Below are 18,062 nucleotides of genomic sequence, written 5' to 3'. Positions count from 1 at the left end.
CCCATTTGGGTGTCTTGTGCGGTAAAAATACGGCCACGATGTCGGCCGAAAGGCCTCTCGGGAAGGTCTGTCGGGGTGAACGACGAGATATCGGTCGCCGAGCTGCTCGTGCGCGAGGGCTGGGGCGAGCGGGCGGGACCGGGGCAGTCGCGGTGGCGAGTGCTCGCGGTGATGCTCGCCGTCGTCATCGGCTGCGGAGCCGCCGCGGTGCTGGTCGGGCTCGGCGGCAAGAGCACGCCGGACGCGTCGGCGGTCGATCAGATCCAGGTCATCCCGTTCCCCCAGCGCACCACCGGGCTGGGCGGCGCCGACCAGGCCACGGACTCGCCCCCGGAGGGCGGCACCGGCGGTGGCGACGTCGTCCCCGGCGTCGGCGTGCCCCGGGAGACCGTCACCGAGGTACCCGGCAGTTCCCCGACCAGCGAGACCAGCGCGGATTCGACGACGCCGACCACCACGCCGACCAGCGGCGACCCGTCCGGCTCGGCCAGCGCGACCACGACGACCCCGCCGGGCGGTCAGCCGTCGACTCGCCCGAAGCCCCCGGCGCCGCCGAAGCCGTCGACGTGCCTGCTGATCATCTGCTGGTGATCACGGTGCTTCCAGCAGGTCCGGCTCCGCGCGCCGGCCGAGGTGGTTGAACAGCAGGTTCAGCGCGAACGCCAGCACCGCCGCCACCGTGATCGAGCTGCCGCAGATCGTCTGCAGCCAGGCCGGGAAGTGCTGGAAGATCTTCGGGGCGAACGCCGGCAGCAGGCCGACGCCGAGAGCGACCGCGACGATGAAGGTGTTGTGGTTCCCCGAGAACTCCACCTTCTTCAGGTTCTGCGCGCCGACCGCGGCGACCATCGCGAACATCACCACCGCGACGCCGCCGACCACCGGCTGCGGGATCGCCGCGATGAACGCGCCGATCTTCGGCACCAGGCCCATCAGCACCAGGATCCCGCCGGTCACCGCGACCACCCAGCGGCTGCGCACGCCGGTCATCCGCACCAGTCCGACGTTCTGCGCGAACGCCGTGTCGGGGAAGGAGTTCAGCACGCCGCCGAGCACGGCCGAGAAGCCGTCGGTGGCCAGGCCGCGCGCGAGGTCGGAGTCGGTCGGGGGCCGGCCGGTGATCTCGCCGACGGCGATCATGTCCGCGGTCGACTCGGTGAACGTCACCAGCATGACCACGCACATCGACAGGACCGCGGCGACCGGGAACGTCGGCGCCCCGAAGTGGAACGGCGACGCGAGCCCGAACCAGCTCGCCGCGCCGAGTCCGTCCCAGTGCACCAGCCCCATCGGGATCGCCACCACCAGGCCGATCGCCAGCGCGAGCAGCGGCCCGATCTGGTTGGCGAACCCGCGCAGCACCCGTGTGAACAGCACGAGCAGGGCGAGGACGCCGAACGCGAGCAGGAGGTGCGACAGGGCCGCGTAATCCGGTGCGGTCGGGTCGTTGCCCGCGATCAGGCCGGCGCCCGGGCCGAGCAGCGAGACGCCGATGACGAGCAGCAGCGTCCCGGTGACCAGCGGCGGGAAGAACCGGATCAGCTTCGCGAACGGCTTCGCGATGAGCAGCCCGAAGACACCGGACGCCAGCATCGCGCCGTAGACCGCGGTCAGGCCGTACTGCGACGCGATCAGGATCATCGGGTTGACGACGCTGAACGTCGCGCCCGCCACCACCGGCAGCCGGATGCCGAGCAGTTTCCCGATGCCGACCGCCTGGATCAGCGTCGCGATGCCCGCGACGAGCAGGTCGGCGTTGACCAGCAACCCGATCGTCGCCGGATCCAGCTTGAGCGCGCTGCCGACGATCAGCGGCACCGCGACCGCCCCGGCGTACATGATCGACATGTGCTGGAGACCGAGCAGCGCGAGCCGTCCGGCCGGCAGGACCTCGTCTACCGGGTGTTTCGTCATGCACAGCCCCTTTCCGCGGGAGACAGCCAACGCGGTGCGCGTGACGGTAGCAAGACCCCGACGTCATGATCTTGTTTCCGGGGGCGGCGCGACGGCCCGGAATGTGTGACCATCGGTGCATGACTTCGGGCGGCATTCCCCAGGTGGGCCCGCCGTTCCGCGCCGATCACGTCGGGAGCCTCCTGCGGCCCCCGGTGCTGCGTGACGCGCGGCGGCGGCACGAATCCGGTGAGATCGGCGCGGAGCAGCTCCGCGCGGTCGAAGACGACGCGATCCGCGACGTGATCAAGATGCAGAAGGCGGCCGGGCTGAGTTCGGCCACCGACGGCGAATTCCGCCGCGCCTCGTGGCACATGGACTTCATCTACGCGCTGGGCGGCATCTCCAAGAGCGACGAGCGGCTGCACGTCAAGTTCCACAACCTGGCCGGGGACCTCGAGTTCAGCCCGCCGGGCCTGCAGGTCGACGGCAAGGTGCGGCTCGACGAGCCGATCTTCGCCTCGCACTTCGAGTTCCTCAAGTCCCATGTGGACGACGGGGTGACACCGAAGCTGACCATCCCGTCGCCGAGCATGGTCTACTACCGCGGCGGCCGGGCCGCGGTCAGTGAGAGCGTTTACCCGGACCTCGAAGAGTTCTTCACCGACCTGAGCGCCGCGTATTCGGCGCAGGTCTCCGCCGTGCACGGCCTCGGCTGCCGGTACCTCCAGCTCGACGACACCAGCCTCGCCTACCTCAACGACCCGGCGCAGCGGGAGCTCGTCGCGCGGATGGGCGGCGACCCGGACACCCAGCACCTGCGCAACATCGCGACGATGAACGCGGCGCTGGCCGGCCGTCCCGAGGACCTCACCGTCACGACCCACCTGTGCCGCGGCAACTTCCGGTCGTCGTGGGTCGCGTCCGGGAGCTACGAGTTCGTCGCGGAAGCGCTCTTCGGCGACCTCGCCGTCGACGGGTTCTTCCTGGAGTTCGACGACGAACGCTCCGGCGGCTTCGAGCCGCTGCGGTTCGTGCCGAAGAACAAGAAGGTCGTCCTCGGCCTGGTCACGACGAAGCGGCCGGAGCTGGAGGACGCCGACGTCCTGGTGCGGCGCATCGAAGAAGCGTCCCAGTACGTCGACGTCGACCAGCTCTGCCTGTCGCCGCAGTGCGGGTTCTCATCGACCGAAGAGGGCAACGACCTGACGACGGACGACCAGCTGCGGAAGCTGGAGCTGCTCGTGACGACGGCCGACCGCGTCTGGGGCGGCCACTGATGATCACGTGCGTCGTCGACTACGTCATCGACCCCGCGAAGCTCCCCGACTTCGAACGCTTCGCCGCCGCGTGGATGCGGCTGGTGAACCGCGAAGGCGGCATCCACCACGGCTACTTCCTGCCGTCGGAAGGGGCGAGCGACGAAGCGCGGGCGCTGTTCAGCTTCGAGAGCCTCGCCGCGTACGAGCGCTACCGGACGCTGTTCGGCGTCGACCCGGACTTCATCGAGGCCGACAAGATCCGCGAGGAAAGCGGCTGCGTGCTCCGGTACCGGCGGACGTTCATGCGCCCGCTGCTGCCGGGTGACGACGAAGACTGAGCCGGTGCGGCACAGCGCGAAGCGGCCGCCGTCGGTCGTGGACCGCGTCCTCGACCTGCTGGGCGCCTTCACCGCCGAGCGGCCGCGGCTCACGCTGTCCGAGCTCAGCCGCCGCGTCGGGCTGCCGCTGTCGACCACCCACCGGCTGGCCGGCGAGCTGACCCGGCGCGGGGCGCTCGTCCGCGACGAAGCGGGCGTGTACCGCGTCGGGTTATGGCTGTGGGAGGTCGCTTCGCTCGCGCCGCACGGCGCCGAGCTGCGGGAAAGCGCGATGCCGTTCCTGGAGGACCTCTACGAGGCCACCCACCAGAACGTGCAGCTCGCGGTGCTCGACGGGGCCGAGGTCGTCTACGTCGAGCGCATTTCCGGCCGCGGCGCGGTCAACGTCCTGACGCGGGTGGGTGGCCGGCTGCCCGCGCACGCCACCGGCGTCGGGCAGGTGCTGCTCGCGCACGCGCCCGCCGAGGCGCAGGAGGAGGTCCTGGCCGGGCCGCTCAAGACGTTCACGCCGAAGACGATCGGCTCGCCCGGGCAGCTGCGGCGCGTCCTCGCCGATGTCCGGCGGGACGGCTACGCGATCAGCGACGGCCAGATCGAGCTGATCGCGTTGTCCGTGGCGGCCCCGGTCTTCGACGCCACCGACGAAGTGGCGGCGGCGATCTCCGTGGTCGTCCCCGCGGAAGGGACGGACCCGCGGACGCTGGTCCCGGCCGTCCGGGCCGCGGCGCGGGGGATCTCGCGGGTGCTCGGGGCCCCGCGCGCCCTGCGGTCGAGTGGTGGTTCCTCGACGGTTTGAGCCACTTGTGATCGGATGGCGGTCATGGGTGCACAGAACACGGTTCTCGTCGTCGGGTCGGGGCAGAGCGGGTTCCAGGCCGTGGCTTCGCTGCGGGACAAGGGCTTCGACGGCCGGGTCGTGCTCATCGGGGACGAGCCGGGCGTGCCGTACCAGCGGCCGCCGTTGTCGAAGGCCTACCTCGCCGGGACCGCCGGGCTCGAGCAGCTGCACCTCCGTGGTGAGGACTTCTTCGCCGAGAAGGGCATCGAGCTGGTCGCCGGGCGGGTCGCCGCGATCGATCGCCCGGACGCCCTGGTCCGGCTGGAAGACGGCCGTGAGCTGGCCTACGACCACCTCGTCCTGGCCACCGGCGCCCGCAACCGCGAACTGCCCGTGCCGGGCGCGGACCTGCCGGGCGTGCTCGCCCTGCGCACCCGCGACGACGCCGACCGGCTCCGCGAATCCCTCGCCGCCGCCTCGGACGTCGTCGTGGTCGGTGGTGGCTTCATCGGGCTCGAGTTCGCTTCGCACGCCGGGCGCCCGGTGACGATCGTCGAGGCGCAGGACCGGCTGCTCAACCGGGTCGCGACGCCGGAGATCTCCGCCTACTTCGCCGCGCTGCACCGCGAAGCCGGGCACACGGTGCTGCTCGGCCAAGGGGTTTCGGCGCTGCACGGCGACTCGCGGGTGCGCGAGGTCGAGCTGTCCGACGGCACCCGGCTGCCCGCCGACCTGGTCGTGGTCGCCGTCGGCGTCGTGCCGGAGACGTCGCTCGCCTCCGCCGCCGGGCTGCCGGTGGCCAACGGCGTCGTCGTCGACGCGCACCTGCGGACCGCCGACGAGAAGATCTTCGCCATCGGCGACTGCGCCAACTTCCCGTGCGTGCAGGCGGGCGCGGCCACCCGGCTGGAGTCCGTGCAGAACGCCGTCGACCAGGCCAGGAGCGTGGCCGCGGCGATCACCGGGACGCCCGAGCCGTACGCCAGCCTGCCGTGGTTCTGGACCGACCAGGCGGGCGCGAAGCTGCAGATCGCGGGCATCCTCGCCGACGCCGACCGCACGGTGGTCGCCGGCGACCGCGACGCGGGCAAGTTCTCGGTGCTGTCCTTCCGCGACGGCGTCCTCATCGCCGTCGAGTCGGTGAACCGGCCGGCCGACCACATCGCCGCGCGACGCCTGTTCACCGCCGATCCGCACCCGCGGTACGCGGACCTCGAGGCGAGCGACTTCAACCTGAAGGGACATCTAGCGTCAACCCGTGGTTGACGACAGAAGATCGTCAACCTACAGTTGACGGCATGGACCTTCCTGCCAACGTCAAACTCGACGACCTCATCAGCGCGATCAAGAGCAACAACGACAAGGACGCCCTCGCCCAGCTGTCCGACGCCGTCTACGTGGGCGAACACCTCGGCGAAGTGGCCGACCACCTGATCGGCCACTTCGTGGACCAGGCCCGGCGCTCCGGGGCGTCGTGGACCGAGATCGGCAAGAGCATGGGCGTCACCAAACAGGCCGCCCAGAAGCGGTTCGTGCCCAAGGTCGACCCCGCCGGCGACCCCTCCGGCGCGATCGAACGCGTCTACGGCCGCTACACCGACCGGGCGCGGCACGTGATCGTCGAGGCCCAGAAGTCGGCCGTGGACCACGCCAGCCCGGAGATCGGCACCATGCACCTCGTGCTGGGCCTGCTCACCGAGCCGGCGGCGCTGGCCGCCGGGGCGATCCTGGCCCAGGGGGTGCAGCTCGACGCCGTCCGCGAGGCCGCCGAGGCGCGGCTGCCCGAAGCAGTGGACCCGGTTCCGAACGTGGTGCCGTTCTCCGCGGGCGCCAAGAAGGCGCTGGAGCTGACCATGCGCGAGGGGCTGCGGCTCGGGCACAACTACATCGGCACCGAGCACCTGCTCCTGGCGCTGCTGGAACAGCGTGAGGGCGCCGGGTTCGAGGTGCTCGACGGCCTCGGCGTCAAGAAGGACAAGGCCGAGGCCAAGATCCAGGAAGTGCTGGCGGAGATCCTCGCCGCCCGCGGGCAGTGAGAGCCCTGCTGGCGGCCGCGCTCCTCGCGCTGGTGCTGGTGACGCTGCTCTGATCGGGATGGACCAGGGGGTCTTCCCGATCAGAGCAGCACCGGATCAGGCCTCGGACTCCGGGCGGCCCTCGGCGGCCCAGGCCGTGTGGAACGAGCCTTCGCGGTCCACGCGGCGGTAGGTGTGGGCCCCGAAGAAGTCGCGCTGGCCCTGGACCAGAGCGGCCGGGAGGCGGTCGGCGCGGAGGCCGTCGTAGTACGCCAGCGCCGTCGAGAAGCCCGGCGTCGGGATGCCGAGCTGGACCGCCGTGGAGATCACCGAACGCCACGAGTCTTGCGCGTCCTCGACCGCCTTGCGGAAGCCGCCCGAGGTGAGCAGCGTCGGCAGTTCCGGCTCTTCGGCGTAGGCCGAGGTGATGTCGTTGAGGAACTTCGCGCGGATGATGCAGCCGCCGCGCCAGATCGAGGCGACCTTGCCGAGGTCGATGTCCCAGCCGTACTCGGTCGCGCCGGCCTGGATCTGGTTGAAGCCCTGGGCGTACGCGACCACCTTCGACGCGTAGAGCGCCTGCTCGACGTCGTCCGCGAAGCGCTCGAGCGAGGAACCTGACAGCGGCGTCGCCGACGGGCCGCCGAGGCCGCGGGCCGCCGCGCGCAGCGGCTTCGAGCCGGACAGCGAACGCGCGAAGACGGCTTCGGCGATGCCCGAGATCGGGACCCCGAGGTCGAGGCCGATCTGCACGGTCCAGCGGCCGGTGCCCTTCTGCTCGGCGGCGTCCTCGACGACGTCGACGAACGGCTTGCCGGTCGCCTTGTCGACGTGCGCGAGCACCTCGGCGGTGATCTCGATCAGGTAGGAGTCGAGCCGCCCGGTGTTCCAGGTCCGGAACACGTCGGCGATCTCGGCGGGGGAGTAGCCACCCGCGTGGCGCAGCAGGTCGAACGACTCCGCGATCAGCTGCATGTCGGCGTACTCGATGCCGTTGTGCACCATCTTGACGAAGTGGCCGGCGCCGTCCGCGCCGATGTGCGTGCAGCACGGCTGGCCGTCGACCTTGGCCGAGATGTCCTCGAACAGCGGGCCGAGCGACTCGTACGACTCCTTCGAGCCGCCGGGCATGATGCTCGGCCCGTGCAGCGCGCCCTCCTCGCCGCCGGAGACGCCGCTGCCGACGAAGTGCAGCCCGCGCTCGCGCAGGGCCTTCTCACGGCGGCGCGTGTCGGCGAAGTGCGCGTTGCCGGCGTCGATGATCACGTCGCCCTCTTCGAGCAGCGGCGCGAACTCCTCGATGACGGCGTCCGTCGGACCGCCCGCCTTGACCATGATCACGACCTGGCGCGGCCGCTCCAGCGCGTCGACGAACTGCTGCGCGGAGTACGCCGGGATGAAGTCGCCTTCGTCGCCGAACTGCTCCACCAGTGCGCGGGTCCGCTCCTCGGACCGGTTGTGCAGGGCCACCGTGTGCCCGTGCCGGGCCAGGTTGCGGGCCAGGTTGCGGCCCATGACCGCCAGGCCGGTGACCCCGATGCTCGCCTTCTTGCTCATCCGAATCCTCTCGAAGACTCTCTCGATTCAGACCCTAGTCCGATCGACGCCTCATGGGAGGTACGGAGCTACGGCTCACGCAGTTCACGAGAAGCAGCGGATCGGGCCCCGGTTGATCGCCACCATGTCCATGACCGCCGCCGCCAGATCGATCTGCGCGCCCCACTCGGCGCCGTCCAGCTCGGCGTACGCGCGGTGCAGGTTGCCCGGCAGCCGCTCCTGCTCGCTCAGCACCGCGAAGTCGCCGAGATCGGTGTCCTTCGCCACTTCGAGCGGGGTCAGCCCGGCCGCCTTGCCGCGCTCGGCCGTCTCCTGGACGAACTTCAAGTAGGCGTCCACGGTGTCGACGACGTCGAGCCCGCACGCCGGCCCGTGGCCGGGCAGGATCACCTCCGGCTGGAGTTCCCGGATCACGTCCAGCGCCTGGCGCCAGCCCGCCACCGAGCCCATCAGCGCGAACGGGCTGCCGCCGTTGAACACCAGGTCACCGGCGTAGAGCACGCGCTGCTCCGGCAGCCAGACCAGGACGTCGTTGGTCGTGTGGGCGGCGTGGCCGGGGTGGATCAGCTCGAGGGTGGTGTCGCCGGCGTGCACGGTCAGCCGGTCGTCGAACACGACCTCCGGCGGCCGCGAGCGCAGCTCGCCCCAATCGCTGCCGACGAAGACGCCGTCGAACGTCTGGATGCCTTCGGCGACCAGCAGCTCGCGGGTCTTGCGGTGGCCGACCACGGTCGCGGTCGCGACGAGGTAGTTGCCGTTGGTGTGGTCGCCGTGGTGGTGGGTGTTGACCAGCGTCGTCACCGGGCTGCCGGTGGTGGCTTCGACGGCGGCGAGCAGCGCGCGCGTGCGGCGCTCGGTCGAGCAGGTGTCGATGAGGACGGTGTGGTCGCCGGCGTCGACGAACCCGCAGTTGTTGATGTACCAGGAGCCGTCCGGCTGGACGTAGCCGTGGACTTCGTCGGCCAGGCGGGTGACGGCGGCGGCGGAGGGCGAACGATCGGTCACGGCGCCCACTATGCCGCAGGCCCCGCTCCGCCGGTTGGCCGAATAATTAGGAATTTCACTGGTCCAGGCGAGTGATTGCGCAGGTGACTGGCATTCCGCGACGTTTCCTGGAACGCTGCGCGATGTCATCATCGAGATCCGCAAGGTGAAGCACTAACCTGGGTGGGTTCGATAGTTCGCGCGCGACGGCGACCGGGAGGCCGCCGTCGCTTGGTAGTGGTCCGGGAGAGCAGGGCGATGGCCAGCACCGTCACCTCGCGCCGGAAGCAGCTCGGGAACGAGCTCCGGCATGCCCGCACCGCGGCGCGGATGACACAGCAGCAGGTCGCCGAGGTCCTCGGCTGCACCCAGGGCAAGGTCAACAAGATCGAGTCCGGTGCCGTCGGGGTGAAACTCGGGGATGTGCGATCCATGCTGAACGCGTTCGGGATCAACGGCGAAGAGGCCGACACGCTGATGAACCTGGCGCGCGCCGCCGCCGGGCAGCGCGGCCACTGGTCCGGCTACCGCTCGGTGGTGCCGCACTGGTTCCGCACCTTCACCGACCTGGAGCCCGCGGCCGCGGAGATCCTCACCTGGCACGGCGAGCGCATCCCCGGCCCGCTGCAGTCCGAGCACTACATGCTCAAGCAGTTCACCGAGGCCGGCGCCACCGACGTGACGTCTCTGGTGCGCAACCGCCTCGACCGCAAGGCCGTGTTCGAACAGCAGCAGCCGCCGTACTACCGGTTCATCATCAGCGAGGGCGCGCTGCGCCGAGCTCCCGGCGGGTATGCGCCCGCGGTGATGCTGGACCAGGTCGAGCACCTGCTCTCGCTGGAGCGGCACCCGCGGGTGTACGTGCACGTGCTGCCCTTCGGCGCGCGGCTGGCCGCGGTGCCCAACGACTTCACGATCATGCGCTTCCCGGACCGCACCCGGGACTTCGTCTACATCGAGCACTCCGCCGGTGGTCTGTACCTCGACGACGTCAAGGACTTCAACATCTTCGTCGACTCGTGGGACCGGCTGCGGGGCGCGGCGCTGGAGCGGCAGGAGACCCGGCAGTTCCTCAAGGAGCTCGCGGAGGGTTACCGCGCCCAGATGCAGCAGATCCAATAGGGCGAACGGTCCCGTCAGCTATCCCGGCCGGTGAACAACTTTCGGTAGAGTCCTCCTGTTGCGCTGGAATCCACCGGAAGTGGACATCGTGGACCCCGACTTCCTCCCCGACGCGGTCGACCTCGACCGGCCGAACATCGCGAGGATCTACGACTGGGCACTCGGCGGCACCGCGAACTGGGCGATCGACCGGCAGTAGGCGAGCAGGCGGTGCAGGCGTTCCCGCTGGCCAAAACTCTCGCGCGGAGCAACCGCGACTTCCTCGGCCGCGCCGTCCGCTACTGCCTGGCCGAAGGCATCACGCAGTTCCTCGACCTCGGCTCCGGCATTCCGACGGCGGGCAACGTGCACGAGGTGGCCGACGACCACGCCGACGACAGCCGGTGCGTCTACGTCGACAACGAGCCCGTCGCCGTGGCGCACGCGCGAATTCTGCTGGAGGAGACCGGCGACCCCGACCGCCACGCCGTGCTGCACGCCGACCTGCGCGACGCCGAAGAGGTGTGGGAAGCCGCGCTGGCGACCGGCGTGCTCGACCCCGACCAGCCGATGTGCCTGCTGAGCGTGGCGGTGCTGCACTTCCTCCCGGACGTCACCGGCGTCCGCGAAGCCATCCGCGACTACCGGACGCTGCTGGCGCCCGGGTCGGCGTACGTGCTCTCGCACGCGACCGAATCCGGCGTGGAAGGGGACGAGCTGGCGCAGATCCGGCGGCTCGTGAAGCTGTCCGAACGGTCGAGTTCGCCCGCGGTTTCCCGGTCCCTCGACGAGATCGCCGCGTTCTTCGGTAACTTCGACGTCGTCGAGCCCGGGATCGTGCCTGTGGGAGAGTGGCGCCCCGAGCCCGGCGCCGCCACGGTCCCCCTCGCGAGCGTGGTCGGCGGTGTCGGCCGCAAGCGTGAAGGACGGTTCGCATGACGACGCAGGATCCCGAGGCCCCCGAAGGCGTCGACCTCGAGCGGCCGAACGCGGCCCGCATCTACGACTGGTTCCTCGGCGGCACCGCCAACTGGGCCATCGACCGGCAGTTCGGCGAGCAGGCCGTCAAGACGTTCCCGATGATCAAGACCGTCGCCCGCGCCGGCCGCGACTTCCTCGGCCGCGGCGTCCGGTACCTGGCGCGCAACGGCATCGACCAGTTCCTCGACCTCGGCTCCGGCGTCCCGACGGTCGGCAACGTCCACGAGGTCGCGGCCGAGGTCAACCCGAACGCGCGGTGCGTCTACGTCGACAACGAGCCGGTCGCGGTGGCGCACTCGCAGGTCCTGCTGGAGAAGGAAGGCGTGGCGGACCGGCACGCGGTGCTGCAGGGCGACCTGCGCGACCCGGCCGACATCTGGAAGCGCGCGCTCGACACCGGCGTCCTCGACCCGAACCGCCCGATCGGCCTGATCATCGTCGGCGTCCTGTACTTCCTCGGCCCGGACGAGCCGGTGGCCCAGACCATCAAGAAGTACCAGTCGCTGCTGCCATCGGGGTCGTACTTCCTGTCCTCGCACCTGACGAGCGACGGCCTGGACGCGATGGCCGACTCCGAGAGCCGCGAGTCGATCATGAAGCAGTACAACCGGTCGAGCACGCCGCTGCACCTGCGCTCGCGCGAAGAGTTCACGTCGTTCTTCGACGGCCTCGAACTGGTCGAGCCGGGCATCGTCTTCCTCCCGGAGTGGCACCCGGAGGAGATCGAGTCCCGGGCCACCAAGAAGCTCGCGAACGACCCGTCGTTCGTCGGCCACCTCTGCGGCCTCGGTCGCAAACCGTGACGGCGACGCCCTACGACGCCGTCGCGGTCCAGTACGCGGAGTTCGTCGGCCCGATCTGGGACGGCGACCCGCTGGACCGCGCGGCCTGGACGGCGTTCGCGGACTACGCGCGCGGCCGCGGCCCGGTCGCCGACCTGGGCTGCGGACCGGGCCACCTCACGGCGCACCTGCGTTCGCTGGGCCTCGACGCGTCCGGCGTCGACCTGTCCCCGGTCATGGTCGAGCTGGCCCGTGCCGCCCACCCGGACCTGCGCTTCACGGTGGGGTCGATGGCGGCGCTGGACATCGCCGACAGCTCGCTCGCCGGGATCCTGTCGTGGTACTCGGTGATCCACACGCCGCCGGCCGAACTGCCGGGCTACTTCGCCGAGTTCGCCCGCACGCTGGCGCCGGGCGGTGTCCTGCTGCTGGGCTGGTTCGAAGCCGACGGGGACGTCGTGACGACGTTCGACCACAAGGTCACGACGGCGTACCGCTGGCCGCCGGCCGACCTGGCCGCGCTCGGTGCGGCGGCGGGGCTCGTCGAGGTGGGTCGGCTGCGGCGGGAGCACACCGCGGACGAGCGCCCCTTCCGGCAAGGCCGGTTGCTGCTGCGGAAACCGTAGCCCGCACGCGCGAGAGCCCCGGTCCCATCAGGGAACCGGGGCTCTTTTTCGTGGTGGGTTGTTCAGGCGCGGGAACCGATGCGGCCGCGCAGCAGCGGCGTCAGGTCGATCGACGCCTCCAGCGGCCGCGTGGTGCGGACGCCGTCGGAGTAGCGCTGCCGCGGGAGGTCCTGGTCGGTCGCCCACGGGGTGGTCTTGCGCAGTGGTGCCTGGATCAGGCTGAAGCCGAAGCGGTTCCGCAGTTCGTCGCCGATCCCTCGGCGGCCGCGGTGCTCTTCGTCCTCGCGGCGGAAGAGCGAGTTCATTCGGACGGCCATCGTCTACACCCCCAGCTCTCGTCGCGGTGCCCGGGCGGGCTCGCCGCCGGTCAGTCCGAGACAGGGTTCACACGGCATGCCGGCCCCGGGGACCAGCCATTCGACGTCTTGACGGGAAAGCGCTTCCCCGCATCTGGTTCGGACCAGCTCGGTGTCGGTCGCGGCGGCGTCCAGGCCGAAGACGTGGACCACCCGGCGGGCCTCGCCCGTGGTGCCCCTGGCGAGCCGGCCTGCGACGAGCACGCCCGGTGGCGCGCTGTCCTCGACGATCACGCTGATCCTCCCCCATGAGGTTCCTGCGGTGGCTTGGTTCTTCGGTTTCGGCCGCTTCGGCGTCGCTCGGGGACCGCCCGCCGCGCGCAAGCAGTCGTTCACCGACGCCGGCGCCCCGGCCGATGCGATTAATCCTACTCCTGGAATAATCTTCATGTCGAGGCCGAAGCTAGTTGATCACCCGCTTGGCCCTGCGGTCTAGGCCATTGAGACACTGAGTAGCCGGGTACGGGTGCTTTCGACCAGGTCGCGGCCGCACCCCCCATCAATCGTCGGAGGTACGACCCATGGCGGATTATCCGTCGTTCGCGGATTACGATCCGAACACGGCCGTGTCCCTGTTCGAAGAGGCCGCTTGGGAGAAGTCGTTCGCGAGCGAGCCCAACGGCGGCAGCTGCGTCGAGGTGAACCTGGGCCGCGAGGGCCTGATCGGCGTCCGGGACACCAAGCTCCCGACCAGCCCCGTTTTCGTGTTCGACACCGCCGAGTGGGAAGCGTTCCTGGTCGCCGTCAAGGCCGGGCAGTTCGACCTGCCGGCCTGAGTCGTCCCCTGCGCGGGTGATCATGGTCACCCGGTTGAGTGTTCGAATGGCGAAGGCCCCCTTCCCCGTCTCTGCGGTGAAGGAGGCCTTCGCGGCGGTCCGGATACGTGCGACCGCGGAATGTGGGCGAAATCTCACCCGATTGCCGGGAGCTCCCCTCCTCGCAACCGGCTGCGGGTCCGCCGCCAGGCCACCACGACGAGCACCACCAGCCCGATCAGCGGCAGCGTGCTGATCGCCCAGCTGACCCCCATCGGCGGCCCCGGCTGTTCCAGCACCGGCAGCGCGCGCAGCTCCCCGGTACCGGACCCGGCGGGGCCGTTGACGGTGAAGCGCAACGTCCACGCGCCCGGCCGCGGCATCGACCGGACGTCCAGGCCCCAGACGTCGAGCTTGCGCGGGTGCCGGACGAGCGGCTGCTTCCGGTTCTGGCCGCCTTCCGGGTTGACCATGGTGAGCGTGCCGGACTTGCCCTCGATCCCGCCGTCGGGGATGAAGGTGAAGTCCAGTGACTGCATGGCCTTCAGCGGCCAGGTGCTGAACCCGACCGTCAGCCCGTACGGCCCGGCCTGCACCCGTTCGGTGTGCACGATGTTGACCGGCTCGTAGGCGTTCGCCGGTGCCGCGGTTGCGAACAACAGCCCGGCTACGGCAGCTAGGGCCAGGAGTGCTTTACGCATCAGCGGTTTCCCCCTTCTTCGCGGGCGCCAGCAGGCACAGCATCCCGCCGAACCGCCACCCGGCGAACCCGCCGAGCAGCCCCAGCGCCGCGCTGAGCACGGCGGTCGTCGTCAAGTACCAGGCCGGCGGCAGGTGCGCGCCGGTGTAGAGCAGCACGCGCTGCACCGGCAGGCTCAAACCGATCAGCAGCCCGGCGACGCCGCCGACGACCACCGAAACCCGGCCGGGACGCCACCCGCGGCGCCGTCCGGCCAGGTAGCCCAGCTCCATCAGCGCGGCCACCGGCAGCAGGGCCATCGGCGTCAGGGACGGCATTTCCGGCACCCCGGAGATCGCGTCGCGCATCGGCAGCCCGACCATTTCGGCGTAGGCCTGCGCGGCCCACGGCGAGAACCACCAGAAGACCGCCTGCACGGCCGCGACCAGCGCCGCGGTGCCGACCGCCCCGCCGGGACGGCGGAAGAACCCCGCGCCGACCGCGACCAGCAGCACCGCCATCGTCGACTGGCCGATCGACACGGCGTCGGCGTAGTCGTCCGGCACCTGCTGCAGCCCGAGCGCCAGCACCGGCGCGAACGTCAGCAGCACGGTCAGCGACCCCAGCGTGCCGAGCCGGCCCCAGCGGTGCTCCCGCGCCGCGGCGAACACCGCGGTCGTGCCGATCAGCGACACCGTGATCGACAGCAGCAGCCCGATGTGCGGCGGCGAGTCGATGACCGCGTCGAAGCCGTAGAGCCCGTGCCACCACTGGTCCCACAGGCCGTACAGCAGGAACGTGGCCGCGCCGACCCCCGACACGAGGTAGCCGAGCGGCGCGGCGAACGTCTTGCCGAACACGTTGACCACGCGCCCGCCGACCCGCGGGTCGACCGGGCGGCCCGCGCGGCGCGCCGCCGTCGTCAGCAGCACGACGGCGAGGCTCGCCAGGCCGACGACCGCGCTGCCCGCGTACAGGAACAAGTGCGGCAGCGTGAAGAACGTGTCCGGCCCGACGTCGCTGTGCCACTGGATGTCCCAGGTCAGCCCGACCAGTGACAGCAACGACCCGCCGAGCACGACGTTCGCCGGCAGCAACCCCGTTCGCGCCGGTTTCGCGACCGACGCCGTCTTGACGCCGGATGCGGTGAGATCCATTCCCCCGACCCTCCTTTAGTTGACGAGCAACGGAAAGACGACTTGCGCGGCCCCGCCCGGCCCCCGCAGCGAGACGGTGATCTCCCACTGCCCGGCCATCGGCAGCCCGACGTCCGCGGCGCGGAAGCGGCCGGGTCCGTCCGGCCCGGCGGGCACCGGCGCGAGCGCGTGCCCCATCTGCGCCATCACCGGCGCGACCGTGACGGCTTCGGGCGCCGGCCCGGTCACCGCCACCGCGAACGTGTTGCCGCCGATGCGGGGCCGGTCCGCGGAGAACTGGACGGTGTAGGGCCCGGAAACCGCTTGCTGCGTGGTGGGTTTCGCGCCGCCGCCCGGCCAGAGCAACCACGTGAGCAGGCCGGCGGCGACGACCGCGACCGCGGCGATCAGCACTGTCGGGCGTTTCATCGGCCGGCTCCTGTCGTCGGGACGTCCACCACGGCGGGGACGGTCAGCACGCGGTAGCCGCGCTCGGCCTGCAGCCAGATCCGGTAGCGGCCGGGCGCGGCGAAGGTGTAGGTGAAGCTGACGTCCGGGCCGTACGCGGCGACCGTTTCGTCGGGCCGGTCGGCCTGGCCGGCGACCGGCGGGATCATCGCGTGGACGTGCGCCCACGTCGGTGCCTTCGCGGCGCCTTCCCCGGCGGCCCCGGTGAACGGCCCGGTGATGATCAGGTGGCCGAGCATGCCCAGCCACGGCTGGAGGTCCTGGGCCGGGAAGCGCGCGGTGATCGTGGTCGGTGTCCCTTGGCTGACGGTGAGTTCCACCGAGGTGCCGTCGACCGTGCGCGGTCCGGGACCCGGCGGCTCGGGCGCCGACGAGGCCGTGCCTTTCAAGTCCACAGTGGACCGGACGAGCTGGACGCCGCCGCCGCGCCGGGCGAGTTCCGCCGCGACGGCGTACGTGCCCGCCTCGGGATCGGCGACGCGGACGCGGTAGTCGCCGGGGCCGACGCGCACCGGGTGCAGGTGGCTCAGCCGTCCGGAGGGCGAGATGAGCACCAGGTGCACGAGCGCGTTGTCGTGCACCAGCAGGTCGTCGACCGGACGGCCGGTGGCGCCGTCGGTGAGCCGCAGCTTCAGCTCGTCACGTGCGGCTTCCACCGCGAGGTTCACCGGCGGCCGCGAGTAGTCCACAGTGGACAACTGCGCGTTGGCGTACGGATCGGTGACGTTGTCGAAGGTCGGGTCCAGCCGGCTGCCGGGCGCGGGCGGCGGGGGAGTGCTCGCCGACAGCAGCGCGCCAGTGACGGCGACGGCGATCGCGGCCACCACGCCGCCCGCCGGGATGAGCGCGTACGCCGTGCGTTTCGCCCGGACGCCGACGACCAAGGCGAGCAGCAGGAACGCGCCCGCCGCGACGAACCCGCCGTAGGTCGCCTTTTCCCACGGTGGCACCACGCGGGCCGGCACGACGAACGGGATGGTCGCGGCCGGGCCGGTGCCGTCGCTGAGCGACAACGTCCACGGTCCGGGCTTGTCGACCCGTAGATTTCCCGCGTACACACCGGGTTCGGCGCCGAGGACGACGTCGGTCCGCGCGCTCGTGATCCCGTCGGCCGCGACGGCCACGTGCAGCGTGCCGGGCGGGCTGCCCCGGTGCGTCACGACGTCGACCCGCAGCGGCGACGGCGTCGTGTCGACCCGGCGGATGATCACGGTGAGTTCGCGCGCGCCGAGCGTTTGCGCGACCTGGACGTCGGTGCCGCTCGGCGCGCCGTCGGCGTGCGCGGTCCCGCCGCCGGCCGCGATCCCCAATACGGCCAGCAGCATCAGCAGTGCCGCTTTCGATTTGCTCCCCATGGTGACCCCGAACCTAACCGGCACAGCCGGTGGCGGGCGTCACGGCGGCGAGGGAATCCCGGTCCCCAGTGCGGGGGACCGGTACCCCCGGTGGTCTCAGGGGCGGAGGAAGTCCCGCAGGTGGGCGACCACTTCGCCGGGCTGCTCCTCGGGGAGGAAGTGGCCGCAGTCGGCGAGTGCGGTGCCGGTCGCGCCGGGGGCGTACTCCTGCCAGATCTCGAGGGTGGGCAGGGTGCCGAGCAGGCCGTTCGCGCCCCACAGCGCGAGGAGGGGCTGCGTAACGCGCTTCCCGGCTTCGAAGTCGGCGTCGTCGAGTTCCGCGTCGTCCGGGAAGGAGGCGCGGTAGTCGTCGAAGCCGGCCCGCAGCGCGCCGGGCTGGGAGAACGCGCGGACGTACTCGGCCTGTGCTTCGGCGTCGAGCGCGTGGCGCTGGTGGGTCCAGCGCTCGAAGAAGTAGCCGAGGTAGCCGGCAATGTTCTGGCCCGCGAGCAGCTCGGGCAGGTCGGGCTGGAGGTGGAAGAGCCAGTGCCAGTAGGCCTTGGCGACGCCGGTGTCGAGGCGCTGCCACATCGCGCGGGTGGGTGCGATGTCGAGGACGGCGATCCGGTCGACCTGGTCCGGCCGGTCCAGCGCCCAGCGGTGGGCGACGCGCCCGCCCCGGTCGTGCCCGGCGACGGCGGTCCGTTCGAAGCCCAAGTGTGTCGCGAGCGCGGCGACGTCGGCGGCCATGGTGCGCTTGTCGTACCCGGTCCGCGGTTTGTCGGTGCGGCCGTAGCCGCGGAGGTCGGGCGCGATGACGGTGTGCGTCTCGGCGAGCGGCTCGATGACTTTCCGCCAGCAGTGCGACGTCTGCGGCCAGCCGTGGAGGAGGAACAGCGGCGGGCCGTCGCCGGCCTGCAGGAAGTGCATCCGGATCCCGTTCACATCTTCTAACCGGTTCATGGGGTTAGACAGTAGCGCTGCCTCTAACTGTCTTCAAGGGTTAGAATCGGCGGC

20 protein-coding genes and 1 pseudogene are annotated in these 18,062 nt (G+C 71.1%); 11 read left to right on the top strand and 10 right to left on the bottom strand.

What is annotated here, in order from left to right:
- The first annotated feature begins 75 nt into the window (after nucleotides 1-75).
- The gene (locus SD460_RS03995) at nucleotides 76-591 is read left to right on the top strand and encodes a hypothetical protein (protein ID WP_290057520.1); all 516 of its coding nucleotides are present in this window, start codon (nucleotides 76-78) and stop codon (nucleotides 589-591) included.
- Here the strand turns inward: SD460_RS03995 and SD460_RS03990 are convergent, their stop codons facing one another.
- The gene (locus tag SD460_RS03990) at nucleotides 592-1,914 is read right to left on the bottom strand and encodes a nucleobase:cation symporter-2 family protein (protein WP_290057519.1); all 1,323 of its coding nucleotides are present in this window, start codon (nucleotides 1,912-1,914) and stop codon (nucleotides 592-594) included. It abuts the gene before it with no gap.
- A gap of 119 nt (nucleotides 1,915-2,033) precedes the next feature.
- On the opposite strand from SD460_RS03990, the gene SD460_RS03985 reads away from it, so the two are divergent.
- Genes SD460_RS03985 through SD460_RS03965 form a run of 5 tightly spaced genes read left to right on the top strand, consistent with a single transcriptional unit; the run spans nucleotide 2,034 to nucleotide 6,307 of the window.
- A complete protein-coding gene (locus SD460_RS03985) occupies nucleotides 2,034-3,173 on the top strand; it encodes a 5-methyltetrahydropteroyltriglutamate--homocysteine S-methyltransferase (protein WP_290057518.1) in 1,140 nt (379 codons plus the stop codon).
- Nucleotides 3,173-3,493, top strand: a complete 321-nt coding sequence (locus tag SD460_RS03980; RefSeq protein WP_290057517.1) for an NIPSNAP family protein — start codon at nucleotides 3,173-3,175, stop codon at nucleotides 3,491-3,493. The genes SD460_RS03985 and SD460_RS03980 overlap by 1 nt, the downstream gene beginning before the upstream one ends.
- Nucleotides 3,494-3,497: 4 nt before the next feature.
- Nucleotides 3,498-4,289 carry an IclR family transcriptional regulator gene (locus tag SD460_RS03975; RefSeq protein WP_318306538.1) on the top strand — a complete coding sequence of 264 codons (792 nt, stop codon included), beginning with the start codon at nucleotides 3,498-3,500 and terminating at the stop codon, nucleotides 4,287-4,289.
- 24 nt (nucleotides 4,290-4,313) lie between these two features.
- Nucleotides 4,314-5,537: an NAD(P)/FAD-dependent oxidoreductase gene (locus SD460_RS03970; protein WP_290057516.1), complete on the top strand. Its 1,224-nt coding sequence runs from the start codon at nucleotides 4,314-4,316 to the stop codon at nucleotides 5,535-5,537.
- Between the two features lie 32 nt (nucleotides 5,538-5,569).
- The gene (locus SD460_RS03965; RefSeq protein ID WP_290057515.1) at nucleotides 5,570-6,307 is read left to right on the top strand and encodes a Clp protease N-terminal domain-containing protein; all 738 of its coding nucleotides are present in this window, start codon (nucleotides 5,570-5,572) and stop codon (nucleotides 6,305-6,307) included.
- A 96-nt stretch (nucleotides 6,308-6,403) separates the two neighbouring features.
- Here the strand turns inward: SD460_RS03965 and gnd are convergent, their stop codons facing one another.
- Together gnd and SD460_RS03955 are read right to left on the bottom strand one after the other, a co-directional pair.
- Nucleotides 6,404-7,843 carry an NADP-dependent phosphogluconate dehydrogenase gene (gene gnd, locus SD460_RS03960; RefSeq protein WP_290057514.1) on the bottom strand — a complete coding sequence of 480 codons (1,440 nt, stop codon included), beginning with the start codon at nucleotides 7,841-7,843 and terminating at the stop codon, nucleotides 6,404-6,406.
- A gap of 84 nt (nucleotides 7,844-7,927) precedes the next feature.
- Nucleotides 7,928-8,848, bottom strand: a complete 921-nt coding sequence (locus SD460_RS03955) for an MBL fold metallo-hydrolase (protein WP_290057513.1) — start codon at nucleotides 8,846-8,848, stop codon at nucleotides 7,928-7,930.
- 237 nt (nucleotides 8,849-9,085) lie between these two features.
- On the opposite strand from SD460_RS03955, the gene SD460_RS03950 reads away from it, so the two are divergent.
- From SD460_RS03950 to SD460_RS03935, 4 genes and pseudogenes are all read left to right on the top strand, one after another.
- The gene (locus tag SD460_RS03950; protein WP_247015542.1) at nucleotides 9,086-9,949 is read left to right on the top strand and encodes a helix-turn-helix domain-containing protein; all 864 of its coding nucleotides are present in this window, start codon (nucleotides 9,086-9,088) and stop codon (nucleotides 9,947-9,949) included.
- 88 nt (nucleotides 9,950-10,037) lie between these two features.
- Nucleotides 10,038-10,867, top strand: a pseudogene (locus tag SD460_RS03945) (SAM-dependent methyltransferase).
- Complete coding sequence (locus SD460_RS03940; RefSeq protein WP_290057512.1) at nucleotides 10,864-11,712, top strand: SAM-dependent methyltransferase; 849 nt, start codon at nucleotides 10,864-10,866, stop codon at nucleotides 11,710-11,712. The pseudogene SD460_RS03945 and the gene SD460_RS03940 overlap by 4 nt, the downstream one beginning before the upstream one ends.
- A complete protein-coding gene (locus tag SD460_RS03935; RefSeq protein ID WP_290057511.1) occupies nucleotides 11,709-12,317 on the top strand; it encodes a class I SAM-dependent methyltransferase in 609 nt (202 codons plus the stop codon). Before SD460_RS03940 ends, SD460_RS03935 begins: the two co-directional genes overlap by 4 nt.
- A 62-nt stretch (nucleotides 12,318-12,379) precedes the next feature.
- Here the strand turns inward: SD460_RS03935 and SD460_RS03930 are convergent, their stop codons facing one another.
- Nucleotides 12,380-12,634 (bottom strand): hypothetical protein, encoded by a 255-nt coding sequence (locus SD460_RS03930; RefSeq protein ID WP_290057510.1) that lies wholly within the window; start codon nucleotides 12,632-12,634, stop codon nucleotides 12,380-12,382.
- A gap of 3 nt (nucleotides 12,635-12,637) precedes the next feature.
- Nucleotides 12,638-12,907 (bottom strand): hypothetical protein, encoded by a 270-nt coding sequence (locus tag SD460_RS03925; RefSeq protein ID WP_290057509.1) that lies wholly within the window; start codon nucleotides 12,905-12,907, stop codon nucleotides 12,638-12,640.
- Nucleotides 12,908-13,194: 287 nt separating this feature from the next.
- On the opposite strand from SD460_RS03925, the gene SD460_RS03920 reads away from it, so the two are divergent.
- Nucleotides 13,195-13,449, top strand: a complete 255-nt coding sequence (locus SD460_RS03920; protein WP_086860869.1) for a DUF397 domain-containing protein — start codon at nucleotides 13,195-13,197, stop codon at nucleotides 13,447-13,449.
- Nucleotides 13,450-13,583: 134 nt separating this feature from the next.
- On the opposite strand, the gene SD460_RS03915 is transcribed toward SD460_RS03920, so the two are convergent.
- The 5 genes from SD460_RS03915 to SD460_RS03895 all read right to left on the bottom strand — a co-directional run bounded on the left by SD460_RS03915 (nucleotide 13,584) and on the right by SD460_RS03895 (nucleotide 18,008).
- On the bottom strand, nucleotides 13,584-14,129 hold the full coding sequence (locus tag SD460_RS03915; RefSeq protein WP_290057508.1) for a hypothetical protein: 546 nt from the start codon (nucleotides 14,127-14,129) through the stop codon (nucleotides 13,584-13,586).
- Nucleotides 14,122-15,264, bottom strand: coding sequence for a hypothetical protein (locus SD460_RS03910; protein WP_290057507.1), 1,143 nt, complete (start codon nucleotides 15,262-15,264; stop codon nucleotides 14,122-14,124). Before SD460_RS03910 ends, SD460_RS03915 begins: the two co-directional genes overlap by 8 nt.
- Before the next feature lie 15 nt (nucleotides 15,265-15,279).
- Complete coding sequence (locus tag SD460_RS03905; RefSeq protein ID WP_318305924.1) at nucleotides 15,280-15,672, bottom strand: FixH family protein; 393 nt, start codon at nucleotides 15,670-15,672, stop codon at nucleotides 15,280-15,282.
- A complete protein-coding gene (locus SD460_RS03900) occupies nucleotides 15,669-17,066 on the bottom strand; it encodes a DUF8832 domain-containing protein (RefSeq protein WP_318305923.1) in 1,398 nt (465 codons plus the stop codon). Before SD460_RS03900 ends, SD460_RS03905 begins: the two co-directional genes overlap by 4 nt.
- A gap of 96 nt (nucleotides 17,067-17,162) precedes the next feature.
- A complete protein-coding gene (locus SD460_RS03895; RefSeq protein WP_290057504.1) occupies nucleotides 17,163-18,008 on the bottom strand; it encodes an alpha/beta fold hydrolase in 846 nt (281 codons plus the stop codon).
- Between the last annotated feature and the right edge of the window lie 54 nt (nucleotides 18,009-18,062).

Origin of the sequence: Amycolatopsis solani (assembly GCF_033441515.1) — a bacterium.
Lineage (GTDB): Bacteria > Actinomycetota > Actinomycetes > Mycobacteriales > Pseudonocardiaceae > Amycolatopsis > Amycolatopsis solani.
The sequence above is the reverse complement of the archived record's forward strand: the minus strand, read 5'-3'. Positions and strand labels throughout refer to the sequence as shown.